Annotated in this window: 12 protein-coding genes; 6 read left to right on the top strand and 6 right to left on the bottom strand. The window is 40.9% G+C overall.

Going from position 1 to position 12,356, the window contains the following annotated elements; genetic code table 11:
* Positions 1–32: 32 nt before the first annotated feature.
* The 3 genes from AAU57_RS08175 to AAU57_RS08165 all read right to left on the bottom strand — a co-directional run bounded on the left by AAU57_RS08175 (position 33) and on the right by AAU57_RS08165 (position 4,423).
* Positions 33–1,259, bottom strand: a complete 1,227-nt coding sequence (locus AAU57_RS08175; RefSeq protein ID WP_055412445.1) for a hypothetical protein — start codon at positions 1,257–1,259, stop codon at positions 33–35.
* Positions 1,260–1,712: 453 nt separating this feature from the next.
* The gene (htpG, locus tag AAU57_RS08170; protein ID WP_055412444.1) at positions 1,713–3,602 is read right to left on the bottom strand and encodes a molecular chaperone HtpG; all 1,890 of its coding nucleotides are present in this window, start codon (positions 3,600–3,602) and stop codon (positions 1,713–1,715) included.
* A 152-nt stretch (positions 3,603–3,754) separates the two neighbouring features.
* Positions 3,755–4,423, bottom strand: a complete 669-nt coding sequence (locus AAU57_RS08165) for a DNA-3-methyladenine glycosylase (protein ID WP_055412443.1) — start codon at positions 4,421–4,423, stop codon at positions 3,755–3,757.
* 101 nt (positions 4,424–4,524) lie between these two features.
* Between AAU57_RS08165 and AAU57_RS08160 the strand changes: the two genes are divergently transcribed.
* Positions 4,525–5,661, top strand: a complete 1,137-nt coding sequence (locus AAU57_RS08160; protein ID WP_055412442.1) for a DEAD/DEAH box helicase — start codon at positions 4,525–4,527, stop codon at positions 5,659–5,661.
* A gap of 877 nt (positions 5,662–6,538) precedes the next feature.
* Here the strand turns inward: AAU57_RS08160 and msrB (AAU57_RS08150) are convergent.
* Positions 6,539–6,913: a peptide-methionine (R)-S-oxide reductase MsrB gene (gene msrB, locus AAU57_RS08150; RefSeq protein WP_055412440.1), complete on the bottom strand. Its 375-nt coding sequence runs from the start codon at positions 6,911–6,913 to the stop codon at positions 6,539–6,541.
* Between the two features lie 9 nt (positions 6,914–6,922).
* Entirely contained in the window at positions 6,923–7,453 is a 531-nt protein-coding gene (msrB, locus tag AAU57_RS08145) for a peptide-methionine (R)-S-oxide reductase MsrB (RefSeq protein WP_055412439.1), read from the bottom strand.
* A 126-nt stretch (positions 7,454–7,579) separates the two neighbouring features.
* Between msrB (AAU57_RS08145) and purE the strand changes: the two genes are divergently transcribed.
* The 5 genes from purE (at position 7,580) to AAU57_RS08120 (ending at position 11,431) form a co-directional block, all read left to right on the top strand.
* The gene (gene purE, locus AAU57_RS08140) at positions 7,580–8,074 is read left to right on the top strand and encodes a 5-(carboxyamino)imidazole ribonucleotide mutase (protein WP_055412438.1); all 495 of its coding nucleotides are present in this window, start codon (positions 7,580–7,582) and stop codon (positions 8,072–8,074) included.
* Positions 8,067–8,306 (top strand): hypothetical protein, encoded by a 240-nt coding sequence (locus tag AAU57_RS08135; protein ID WP_156340058.1) that lies wholly within the window; start codon positions 8,067–8,069, stop codon positions 8,304–8,306. The genes purE and AAU57_RS08135 overlap by 8 nt, the downstream gene beginning before the upstream one ends.
* Before the next feature lie 74 nt (positions 8,307–8,380).
* Positions 8,381–10,438, top strand: coding sequence for a M3 family metallopeptidase (locus AAU57_RS08130; protein ID WP_055412436.1), 2,058 nt, complete (start codon positions 8,381–8,383; stop codon positions 10,436–10,438).
* Between the two features lie 177 nt (positions 10,439–10,615).
* Entirely contained in the window at positions 10,616–11,182 is a 567-nt protein-coding gene (locus tag AAU57_RS08125) for a sigma-70 family RNA polymerase sigma factor (protein ID WP_055412435.1), read from the top strand.
* A complete protein-coding gene (locus AAU57_RS08120; RefSeq protein ID WP_055412434.1) occupies positions 11,183–11,431 on the top strand; it encodes a hypothetical protein in 249 nt (82 codons plus the stop codon). It begins immediately after the preceding gene.
* On the opposite strand, the gene AAU57_RS08115 is transcribed toward AAU57_RS08120, so the two are convergent.
* Positions 11,428–12,255, bottom strand: coding sequence for a hypothetical protein (locus AAU57_RS08115; RefSeq protein ID WP_055412433.1), 828 nt, complete (start codon positions 12,253–12,255; stop codon positions 11,428–11,430). The two genes, AAU57_RS08120 and AAU57_RS08115, sit on opposite strands and share 4 nt — an antisense overlap.
* Positions 12,256–12,356 lie beyond the last annotated feature (101 nt).

The raw sequence follows: 12,356 nt of genomic DNA, 5'->3' as shown, positions 1-12,356 counted from the left end.
GGGAGGTTTGAAATTTGAAGAAAATGGATGTACTAATTGTTTTGAGTAGCTGTTGCTGTATTACCTGATCCATTTTGACTAATTGTACTAATATGGTTGTTCCCTAGTTGCGAAACGATGCTCGTGTTTCCGTCTCCTAATTGAGTAACATAGGACTCATTAAATTGAGAGTTGTTATTTCCAGAGAAGTCTCCTTGATCAACTATGGTGATATTAAAATCACCATTTTGAAAGACCATGGATTTGTTCTCTGTTCCTACCTGGTCAATGTCAGATGTATTAACATCTCCCATTTGATCAACATCAGAATTGTTACCACTAAATTCTTGTTGTAAAATAACTAGGTTCGCGTCTCCTGATTGATCAACGGCAGAGTAGTTATTAGATCCTGACAATTGATCTAACTGATAAACGAATGATCGATTATCCTTCCCATTTTGATTCACATAACTTTTATTATTCTGAACACCATCACCACCAGCAGTAAATCCTTGATCTGTATACGCGTAGTTAGACGTTCCTACCTGATTGATACTCGAAATATTTGTTTCTCCCACCTGATTAGTAATAGATGTGTTCGATAAACCAGATTGCGTAGAAAGAGCTTCGTTAAAATCACCATTTTGATAAATGTCTGCTGTATTTAGATCACCTCCTAAAACAAAAGATTCTGAAGAATTATCATCTCCAATTTGAGAGGTTGTAAAAGTATTTGCGCTAGAGAAAAAGCTTGTTGCGCCTTCTCTCGCGTCGGCATTTGCATAATTATCATTTCCTAATTGATCTATATCTACATCATTATCGTCACCCCTAACAAAGGATACAGCCTCATTGTCATCGCCATCTTGGAACATGTCCGCCGTATTACGAAGTCCAAACTGTTCGATCCCTGCAGAATTTAAATCACCTTCAGAAGATATTGCTGCATTGTTAACTTCTCCTCTTTGAAATATGCTAGCTAGATTGTGATTTCCAACCTGGTCGATGACTGCACCTTGAAAAGCTCCTTGTTGATCGACAGAAGCTTCATTGACATCTCCAGTTTGATTCACCACCGAGGTGTTTATAAAACCTAGTTGAATTACATCGGCACTATTCCTGTCACCGGTTTGAACAATGTCGGAATCATTTCTGGTTTCAGTTTGTGAAACAGTTGCTGTGTTACCATTCCCTGCGGAAACAATTTCACTGTTGTTGGTTTGGGCAAATCCAATTGCTCCAATCATTAGTGCTGATGCACTGAGAATTACTCTTTTCATAATATATATTTAGAATTAATAAATACGTAATTATGAGCAAATACCAACAGATCTTACGCATCCAGTCAGCTTTCTAATTTTCTATGGTTATTAGGGAGTCTTACAAACAGAAAGGGCTATCTGTTACATCAAGTTTGAAAGGGAATAAAACTCTTAATGCTTTCTAAAGATAGGCATGATTTTCTCAATAGTACAGAATCCCATTATCGGTTCATCAGGGAAACGAGAATATATTCTCTTGAAAACCAACGGAATCAAGCACTTCTGACAAATGTTAACAATTTGTTAATATGCAGCTCTGTAGGAGTGGACATACAAGATTTTTATCAGGTTTTTCAAAAATGACCACATTAGAGACATGAATATTCTAATGATTAGAATAATTCTTTAAAATTCAGCGTATCAAAAAAGCCCTCAAAATGAGGGCTTTTCATTAAAATAAAATGAGTGCAATTATTTAATCAACTCATAGCTTCTGTTCACAAATTCTGTCAAGGCTTCACCTTTCAATAATCCTTGGGAAAGCTTTGCAAGATCAACAGATTGTTTGATCAATCGCTCTTTTTTCTTGGCAGTTTTTGTTGCCATGATCTCTTGAATCAATTCGTGATTTGCATTTACGACAAGGTTATACATGTCTGGCATGTTACCAAAGCCCATCATACCGCCACCACCAGTAGCCTGCATCTCTTTCATACGGCGCATGAATTCTGGTTGCGTAATCATGAATGGCGCACTATCACTACTCATAGCTTCTACCTGCACGTTATAGCTGGTGTCTGCAATGGTTTCTGTAATGCTCTTCTTCAAGTTTTCTTTCTCCTCGTCAGAAAGCTTAGAAATTTGCTCTTCTTCTTTCTTGATCAGATTATCAACACTATCTGCATCAACTCGGGCAAAAGTGACGTTCTCTTTAGATTGCTCCAGCTTTTGCATCAAGTGTGATACAATAGGTGAATCTAGCAATAAGACTTCATATCCTTTCGCTTTCGCGGAAGCAAGATAACTATGCTGTGCCTCTTTATTAGAAGCATATAGAACAACCGTCTTACCATCCTTATCCGTCTGGGCTGGCTTGATTTTCTCCATCAACTCATCCCAAGTGTAGAAGGAACCATCAACTATTGGGTACAAAGCAAAAGCATCAGACTTTTCAAAGAATTTGTCCTCGCTCAACATACCGTATTCAATAACGATCTTGATGTCGTTCCATTTCTCCTCAAATGCAGCACGGTCTTCATTAAATAAAGACTTCAACTTGTCTGCTACTTTGCGGGTAATGTAGCTGGAAATCTTTTTCACAGCGCCGTCTGCTTGTAAGTAAGATCGAGAAACATTCAGTGGAATGTCTGGGCTATCGATCACACCGCGCAACATGGTCAGGAATTCTGGGACGATGCCTTCCACGTTATCTGTGACAAAAACCTGGTTTTGATATAACTGGATGCGATCCTTTTGCACGTTAAGATCTGCGGTCATTTTAGGGAAATATAGAATTCCCGTCAGGTTGAATGGATAGTCAACATTCAAGTGAATGTGGAATAACGGCTCTTCAAACTGCATAGGGTACAACTCGCGGTAGAAGTCTTTGTAGTCTTTATTTTCTAGTTCCGTAGGTTGTTTTGTCCAGGCTGGATTTGGATTGTTGATGATGTTGTCCACTTCCTTGGTAGGTGCTGGATCATCCTTTTTGGCTCCTTCTGGCTTTTCAAGGGTTTCGGTTTTTGTACCAAACTTGATAGGCACTGGCATGAACTTGTTGTACTTGGTCAACAGCTCGCGTATCTTACTCTCTTCAAGAAACTCCTTCTCGTCATCGCTTATGTGCAAGATGATCTCTGTACCAAAGTGTTCTTTCTCTGCCGGTTCAATCGTGTAATTAGGAGATCCATCACAGCTCCAGTGTACCGCTGGCTCGTCTTTATAGGACTTCGTGATGATTTCTACTTTATCAGCCACCATAAAAGCAGAATAGAATCCTAGACCAAAGTGTCCTATGATCCCACTATCCTTGGCGCTGTCCTTATATTTTTCAAGAAACTCCTCGGCACCAGAAAATGCAATGTCGTTGATATACTTCTGCACCTCATCTTCAGTCATACCTAGACCTTGGTCTATGATATGTAGCGTTCCATCTTCTTTGTTGATTTTCACCTCAATCTGTTGGTCGCCCAACTCTACGTTAGCCTCACCTATCATGGCCAGGTGCTTCAGTTTAAGGGTCGCATCCGTGGCGTTAGAAACCAGCTCGCGCAGGAAAATCTCGTGATCGCTGTATAAGAACTTTTTGATGAGCGGGAAAATATTCTCCACCGCTACATTAATCTTTCCTTGTTGTGACATATAATGTATTGTGTTTTAAAGTTTGTGTTTAAGTACGCTTTCGCGAAAGCGAGAACGCATTCATCCTCAATGGTCAAATCGAGTACCAAAGCAATACAAATGACAACCTGACATTTTTTTGCCGAAGATGGCAGAAGCATCCAGTAAAACGACTAGCGTTTGCTCACAAATTTTGAAGTGTTGAGATAGAATCGCCACGGCAAATCCTTGTCCTCCTCGGCATAATCAATCCCTATTCTTTTGCTTACAGTAATCTGCTCACTGCGGTCACTGAGCGGATTCGAAGCGAGGTCACTGAGCGGAGTCGAAGTGAGCGGACTCGAAGCAAGGTTGCTGAGCGGAGTCGAAGCAATCCATACCGTATCACCGGTCAGATCTGCTCCGTAATGCGATCGATCCAGTCCAAAGGCCTTACTGAAATTTCCAGGTCCTGAGGTCAAAGTCTTATCCACAGTTGACTTGCCACGACGCGCCAGCATCACATCAATACCATCGACGGGTTCCACAGCGCGAATGAGAATCGCGTCTGCCTGCTCGTCGGTATTTGTAATAATGTTGAAAAGGTTGTGAATGCCATAGCATAGATACACGTATGCCACGCCGCCGGTTTCATACATGATTTTAGTGCGATCTGTAAATCTACCCAGATGCGCATGGCAAGCCTTGTCTCCTACACCTCGATAGGCTTCGGTTTCTGTAATGATGCCGCTGGTACGTTGATCGTCCACCATGGAGACGATGGTTTTGCCTATCAGGTCTTTGGCAAGGAATACCACATCGTCGTGCTGGTAATAGCTGCCAGGAAGTTTTGTAGTGGACATAAATCTAAATTACAACGGATCTTCAAGCCGTCTGGCTTGAGGCTACGATCTTAATAAAGGTTTAGCATCTTAAGGCTGTACCTTTGCAGCTTTACCTTATTATGACTTTCCAAGATCTCAAGCTTTCCAGTGCGTTACTAAGCCAACTGGAGAAAAACCAATTTGCCAGTCCAACTCCTATTCAAGAACAGGCCATCACGCCTATTCTGGAAGGAAAGGACGTGATGGGAATTGCCAAAACAGGTTCTGGAAAGACTCTAGCCTACGTGCTGCCACTACTCGACCGCTTACAGAATAAGCGATCAGAAAACAGAGAGATTCAAGCGCTGGTGATGGTGCCTACTCGCGAGCTTGCCGTACAGGTAAGTGAGACGATCATTTTATTTTCAAAAGCTTTGAAAAACCCATTGATCACGATGGCGGTTTATGGTGGTGTGAGCATCAACCCGCAAATGATGAAGATGAATACGGTAGACATTCTGGTGGCTACTCCAGGACGTTTATTGGAATTGATCGAGAAGAATGCGGTGAAGATTGCCAAGACTAAAATACTTGTGTTGGATGAGGCAGACAAAATGCTGTCTGCTGGATTTCAAGCAGAAATGGATCTTATTTTTAATAGGCTTCCTACACAAAAGCAAACCTTATTATTCTCTGCGACACTTTGCAATCAGGTCACAGAAATAAAAGAGAACCTGCTTCAGAATCCAGTAGTCATCGATGTTCAAGTTCCTGAAGAGGATCTTTCCAACATCAAACAATTGGGATATCGAGTCACCGAAGAAAAGAAAGGAGTTTTATTAAGACATCTAATTGAGAAGCACGAGATGCAGCAAGTGTTGATATTCTGCTCCTCTACCTATCAAGTAGAACACGTCAACGACAAACTCAACACAAACGGTATTACTTCTAAGGCAATTCACGGTAAAAAAGCTCAAGGAACAAGACAATCACACCTCAACGAATTCAAAGATGCTGATAGCGAGGTGCGCTGCCTGGTCACTACCGATTTGCTTTCTCGTGGTATTGATATAGAGTTCTTACCATACGTCATCAATTACGAATTGCCTAGATCCCCTAAGGATTATATCCACCGCATTGGAAGAACCGGCCGCGCAGAAAACCCAGGAACGGTCATCTCGCTAGTCACTCCAGACGAAGCACACCACATGCGAGTCATCCAGAAAAAGACCAAGATGAAAGTCTGGATGGAAGATTTACCAGAGTGGAATTCTTGATTTAGTTTTCAGCCTTGGTTTATTACATGGGTAGTTATATATCCGCTCGTTCTCGACTGTCGCTCGAACCGGCTATCATCGAATTATTAAAAATTTAATAAACCAGTATCGAGCGGCAGTCGAGATATGGTTTGAGTAGTCCTGCTTACTAAAACTTTAGCAAAGCTAGTAATTGGTCTCTTGTCTTTTTTCCATTGCCAAGAATGCGTCCGTAAATTTTTTGATTATGGATCGAGCTTTAAGTCTAAAAATTATTAACGATAAAAACCCAAATATTAAGACAATAGTAGCGCCTTGCCAATGAGTAATTATTAGCATGAGAACAGAAATCGCAAGCCAGATTAGAAACAAAGTATATGATCCAACAGGGAATAACCAATCGAGTTTGACTGACAATTCGAATGATTTTTCGTCTTTTGATGTTCCGACAATCATGAAATTCGAAGGGAATTTTGGCTCCTTTAAATAAAAACTTCTAATGTTTACTGAACCACGATAATATCCATTTTTAATCAAACAATTCAATACGTTTTGAGAATTGTCGTTATTGAATATGGTGTTTTTCAAACAGTTTGATTTAAGTTCTGATGGTTGTTGTGCGATGGTTAAGACAAATATAAAGATTCAATTTATCGACTAGCTAAAAACAATTTGGGACGTCAGTGCTTAAAAACCAGTATCGAGCGACAGTCGAGATATGGTTTGAATTACAATCCATGCTCAGAACGAATTGCTTTTCTCAACACTTCAAAGAACTCAGTGCAACGCTGCCGCTGGAAAAAGGAATCACGTAATTCATAACATTCCTAATTGTAACAAAAAAAGCCCCGACGAATTGAGACTTTTAAATTTGATTTCAGCTTAGGCTTTAGTTTGATTACTTCTTCTCAAAGTCCAGACTCAAGCTATTCACACAATGTCTGATTCCAGTATTTGTCGGTCCATCGTTAAAAACATGACCCAAATGGCTACCACAGTTGGCGCATAAGATTTCCGTACGTATCATGCCGTGAGTGGTATCGCGTTTACGTTCAATAGCTCCTTCTATCTCATCATCAAATGATGGCCAGCCGCAACCGCTGTCAAATTTGGCTTCAGATTTATATAGTTCGTTACCACACGCAGCACAACTATAAACACCGTTTTCGTAATGAGTATTGTATTCTCCAGTAAAAGGACGCTCAGTACCTTTCTCACGTAAAACATGATATTGCTCTGGCGTCAATTTGCTTTTATATTCTTCTTCAGTCATCGTTATTGATTATTTTCTAAGTTCTGGTAGTGGTTGTCCTTCTGGCACAAAATCCAAAGCCACACCATTGATACAATGTCTCTTTCCAGTGGTTTCTTGAGGTCCATCATTAAAAATATGACCTAAGTGACTACCACAGGTAGCACATTTAGCTTCATCTCTTTTGTACCCTATTTTCATATCACTGTCTAGAACAATAGCACCGTCTATCGCGCGGTCATAACTAGGCCATCCTGTACCTGATTTAAATTTATGCGCATTATCATATAGTGGCGCATAACAAGCTGCACAAATTAAGGTTCCTGGACTGGTTTCATCATTTAGTGGACTAGTAAAGGGTCGCTCAGTTCCTGCTTTACGCAAGACTTCAAACTCTTCTGGAGTTAATATAGCTTCCCATTGAGCCTCAGTTTTGGATACTTTATAATCCTGTTGTTCATTGGACGCCATTGCGGTTTCTTCCGCTGGCTTGTCTTGTGCATTTGATTTACAGGAAACTGCTGCAATGGCGAGCATTCCTAAAATTACGTTCTTGATCATTATTAATATTTTTTATAAAGTTAATCCACAACTGTTCCATACACTGTTGGCACAATGTTAATCTGCCTTAACTTGGGGCGAGCTCAAATCTGCTGTGGTAACCTAGTAAAATACTATTTTTGTCATATGAATCAGAAAGTTGCCATTATCATGGGATCAACGAGCGACCTGCCAGTGATGCAGGACGCCATTGACGTCCTTAAAGAGTTACAGATAGAAACGGTTGTCGATGTGGTCAGTGCCCATCGCACGCCAGAAAAAATGTTTGATTTTGGTAAAAATGCCCACAATCGCGGCATTGCCGTTATCATCGCAGGTGCTGGCGGTGCAGCACACTTGCCTGGAATGGTGGCCAGCCTGTCTCCATTACCAGTCATAGGTGTTCCTGTTAAGTCTAGTAACTCCATAGATGGTTGGGATAGTGTTCTTTCCATTTTGCAAATGCCTGGCGGCGTTCCCGTCGCGACCGTAGCGCTTAACGGTGCCAAAAACGCAGGTATTCTAGCGGCCCAAATCTTAGGCGCTACGCAAGAAGAAATCCGCGATCGCATTGTGGACTATAAGGAAACTTTGAAGAAAAAGGTGACTGACGCTGCAGCGCAGATGCGTTCTTATGAGTAAACCTTTTCTATACAGCTCGATTATCGTGATAGGTTTGACGGTGATCTGGTTGATCTATGAATTACAATTACATCACTTTGTAAAGTGGCATTTCTTGACGGTTGGTGCCGTTCATATCATCATGTCCATCATTATCAATCGCCAGTTTACCACAAAGGATATCAATTATTTAGGTTGGATTCATGCGGTGTCAGGTGTAGTATTTTTCGCATATGGTCATTTTATCCTTTAAAATTGCCAAAAAATGTGAAAGTATTTAACAAATCCCTATAAAACCTTAGACCTCTGGCTCGTACTTTTACGACCATGAGTAAAGAAAACAATCCCCTATTACAGACGTTTGAAACGCCTTTTCAAACGGCACCGTTTGCCGTGATTGAAGAGGCTCATTTTGAGTCCGCTTTCGCGAAAGCGATCTCATTAGCACAGTCAGAAATTGACACCATCACCAGTAACAGTCAACCGGCCACCTTTGCAAATACCATCGAGGCACTGGACCGAAGCGGCGATCAACTGAGCCGCATCAGTTCTATATTTTTCAACCTCAACAGCGCAGAGACCAATGACGAAATACAGCGAATTGCCCGTGAGGTGAGTCCGCAGCTTTCAAAATTTGGTAACGATGTGACTTTAAATAAAGAATTGTTTGCCAGGGTAAAAGCCGTTTATGATCAACGCGATGAACTAGCACTGGACCCAGAACAATTGACTTTGCTGGAAAAACAATACAAACGATTTTCCCGTAATGGTGCCAATCTTGCCGAAAACAAAAAAGAGCGATTGCGTGAAATCGATGCAAAACTGGCGCAACTTTCTCTAGGTTTTGGAGAGAACGTACTCGCAGCAACCCAAGAATTTGAATTACACATCACCAACAAGGACGACCTTGCCGGTCTACCAGAAACAGCGCTAGAAGCCGCTGCAGAAGAGGCAAAAAGCCGTGACAAGGAAGGTTATGTATTCACGCTGGATTATCCCAGCTACATTCCTTTCATGACTTATGCAGATAACCGTGAACTGCGTGAAACGATGTCCAAAGCTTTTGGAGCTAGAGCTTATCAAGGTAAGCATAGCAATCAAGAGAATGTGCTGGAAATAGCCAACTTGCGATTTGAAAGAGCTAATTTGCTAGGCTACAAAACTCACGCGCACTTTGTATTGGAAGAACGCATGGCGATGACGCCTAAAAAGGTGCGCAAATTCTCTGAGGAATTACTCAAAAAAGCCAAGCCCGCAGCAAGAAAGGAATTTGATGAACTTACTGATTTTGCGGTTGAATACCTGCGTGATAACCAAATGGAACCCATTAAAGAGTTGCAAAAATGGGATGCCGCCTATTTCTCTGAAAAACTCAAGAAATCACACTTCAATCTTGATGACGAACTTCTCAAACCCTATTTTAAATTGGAAAATGTCATCGACGGCGCCTTTGAAGTGGCAAATCGTCTGTATGGATTGACATTTCACAAAACTGATAACATAGACACCTATCACAAGGACGTGATGACTTATGAGGTCAAAAATGAAGACGGCTCATTGAATTCTATCTTCTATGCCGATTTTTTCCCGCGTAAGGGAAAAAGAAATGGCGCCTGGATGACCTCATTCAAAGATCAATACATTGAAAATGGTGTGAACAGCCGTCCACACATTTCCATCGTTTGTAATTTCACTAAGCCTACTGCTACTAAACCATCGTTACTCACCTTTAATGAGGTGACCACACTTTTTCATGAATTTGGACATGCGCTGCACGGCATGCTTGCAAATACCACTTACCGCAGCCTATCGGGCACATCAGTATTTTGGGATTTTGTGGAACTGCCCAGTCAGATTCTTGAGAACTGGTGTTATGAGAAAGAAGCGCTAGAACTTTTTGCCCGTCATTATGAAACGGACGAAGTAATTCCAGCAGAGTACATTGAAAAGATAAAGAATGCAGCTAGTTTCCATCAAGGGTTGCAAACGCTGCGACAGCTATCCTTTGGGATGCTGGACATGAGTTGGCATGGTATCGATCCACGTGAGATTGATGATGTAAAACTTCATGAAATGAAAACTTTTGACCAGACAGATTTATATCCAGATGTGGAAAGTAGCTGTATGAGTACCGCTTTTGCCCACATTTTTCAAGGTGGTTACAGCGCTGGATATTACTCCTATAAATGGGCAGAAGTTCTCGATGCAGATGCTTTTGAACTGTTCAAGGAAAGAGGTATTTTCAATAGGGAAATTGCCTCTAGCTTTAAGGAGAACGTTTTATCAAAAGGTGGAACAGAGAACCCAATGTTGTTGTATACCCGCTTTCGCGGAAGCGAACCTAAAATAGACGCTTTGCTTAAAAGAGCTGGATTGGTAGCGTGATAATTGAAATAAGTTCGGATTAACGATTGGTTTTTGATTTTGTTAAGAGTCCATATAGTGCCTAGAGAGCTTTTGAGGCTTAACTTTGGGAATATATCAAGCGTTTCTCTCCAGAAGGTAGGTTTGACGAATTGAAATAAATCTGAATTCATGACTTTGAATTCTGAATAGATAAAGATGCCAGAAGTAAAATTAGTTCCAGATAAATGGGTAGATCGCTACGCGGACTACTTATTCAATTATACCATTACCAGAGTAAACGATGCTGCTCTTGCCGAAGATCTGGTGTCTGAAACTTTTCTGGCTGGTTTAAAAAGCGCACACCGATTCCAAGGTAACAGTACAGAACGCACCTGGTTGGTTTCCATTCTCAAGCGCAAGATTATTGATCAATATAGAAAGCAAAACAGCAAGAAAGGAAAAGCCGAAGTACGAGTGAGCTATCTTGCCACAAGCGATCAAGAAGGCGACTGGCTGGAAGAACGTGTAGGTGATATGCGCAATCCTACAGTAGAAGATGAAATTGAACAACGCGAACTGGGCGAGGCGCTTAATGCGTGCATCGATTCACTACCAGAACGTTATGCCACGATATTTGTCCAGAAATCTATCGATAATCTGGAAACAGAAACGATCTGTAAGGAACATGATATCACGCCGTCAAATTTATGGGTAATATTGCACCGCGCAAGAGTACAGTTAATGGATTGTCTTAAGGACAAGTGGTTTAATGATGATAACTAAATGAGTAGCAGGATATTTATAAAATGTGAAGACGCGCACGTGCTTAGTACTCGTGACCAGTATAAGGATCTTAACCCTAAGGAAAGATTCCGTCTTAATTTGCACAAAAGCCATTGTCCTGGATGTCGTAAGTTTCACAAAAACAACGATAAGTTTTCCAGTAAAATGAAAAACTTGAAATGGGTCAAATTGTCTGATGAGCAAAAACAATCGATCAAGGAGCGCTTAAAAGAGCACGTCAATAACTAGTTACTGTTTATTAAAACCAGTAACAACCACAACGCCGGTATTGCTTCTACAAAAAAACTGGCATAATAATCAGATTTAACTTTATCAGAGCCTATAATTGCCATGGCCGTTATGCCTAGAATGATATATGTGATGATGCTTTGGATATTGAATCCTGGTGTCATCAAATATTCTAGCAGGGCACATATGGCGATAAGCATCAGTCCAATAATTTCAGAATTTTGAGACCCTACCAGCTGTGGCAATGTGCGCAGTTTAGGTGAGTCGTATTTAAGATCTCTTATCTCAAAAGGGATACACAGGGCTATCACAAAAAGTGAGTACTGGATGAGTCTTCCATAAATTCCCTCGTTTTTGATCACGATTAATAATTCTTCCATAGAATCGGTTTTAATGACATAAGGCAAAAGAACCGCTAGAATAGACCATGAAGCACCGATGGTAATCAATTTCAAAATCGGTATTTCTCGGAAGCTTTTTCCCAGCAATTCAGGTAATGCATACAAACTGGTGAGTATCGTACAAAAGGCAAAAAGAGCAAAAGCGCGCATTCCTAACTCAATTACCGTGATACTCGCTACCAAAGCGCATAAAAAAGTCAATAATTTTATAGCATAGTGGTATGGAAACTTCACGTTAAGCAAATGGATGTATTTGGCAACATTGTAACCTACTAAAGTTGCTGTACCTATAGCGGTGAGCTCCATCCAACCAGGCGTGAACCCAGCATGCGCAGATACTACCGCATAAAAGGCCATATAGCACAAGCTTACATGCAAGCTGCTCTTGATATAAAAGTCCAAAAAATGTTTTGCCGCTATCATTTAATCAAAGGTAGTAGGGATCGTTAACAACTTGCCATAAACCGTTGAAAAATCATTGATTCAGACCACGTCAAGCTGTTAGTTTCCATGGCTTAATCGAC

Source organism: Nonlabens sp. YIK11 (assembly GCF_001413925.1).
Lineage (GTDB): Bacteria > Bacteroidota > Bacteroidia > Flavobacteriales > Flavobacteriaceae > Nonlabens.
This window is presented reverse-complemented; position numbering and strand designations above follow the sequence as displayed.

What these genes read in the sequence shown, in the direction of transcription:
- AAU57_RS08175 (WP_055412445.1), bottom strand. Translation starts at nt 1,259, where the DNA reads ATGAAAAGAGTAATTCTCAGTGCATCAGCACTAATGATTGGAGCAATT.
- htpG (WP_055412444.1), bottom strand. Translation starts at nt 3,602, where the DNA reads ATGTCACAACAAGGAAAGATTAATGTAGCGGTGGAGAATATTTTCCCG.
- AAU57_RS08165 (WP_055412443.1), bottom strand. Translation starts at nt 4,423, where the DNA reads ATGTCCACTACAAAACTTCCTGGCAGCTATTACCAGCACGACGATGTG.
- AAU57_RS08160 (WP_055412442.1), top strand. Translation starts at nt 4,525, where the DNA reads ATGACTTTCCAAGATCTCAAGCTTTCCAGTGCGTTACTAAGCCAACTG.
- msrB (WP_055412440.1), bottom strand. Translation starts at nt 6,913, where the DNA reads ATGACTGAAGAAGAATATAAAAGCAAATTGACGCCAGAGCAATATCAT.
- msrB (WP_055412439.1), bottom strand. Translation starts at nt 7,453, where the DNA reads ATGATCAAGAACGTAATTTTAGGAATGCTCGCCATTGCAGCAGTTTCC.
- purE (WP_055412438.1), top strand. Translation starts at nt 7,580, where the DNA reads ATGAATCAGAAAGTTGCCATTATCATGGGATCAACGAGCGACCTGCCA.
- AAU57_RS08135 (WP_156340058.1), top strand. Translation starts at nt 8,067, where the DNA reads ATGAGTAAACCTTTTCTATACAGCTCGATTATCGTGATAGGTTTGACG.
- AAU57_RS08130 (WP_055412436.1), top strand. Translation starts at nt 8,381, where the DNA reads ATGAGTAAAGAAAACAATCCCCTATTACAGACGTTTGAAACGCCTTTT.
- AAU57_RS08125 (WP_055412435.1), top strand. Translation starts at nt 10,616, where the DNA reads ATGCCAGAAGTAAAATTAGTTCCAGATAAATGGGTAGATCGCTACGCG.
- AAU57_RS08120 (WP_055412434.1), top strand. Translation starts at nt 11,183, where the DNA reads ATGAGTAGCAGGATATTTATAAAATGTGAAGACGCGCACGTGCTTAGT.
- AAU57_RS08115 (WP_055412433.1), bottom strand. Translation starts at nt 12,255, where the DNA reads ATGATAGCGGCAAAACATTTTTTGGACTTTTATATCAAGAGCAGCTTG.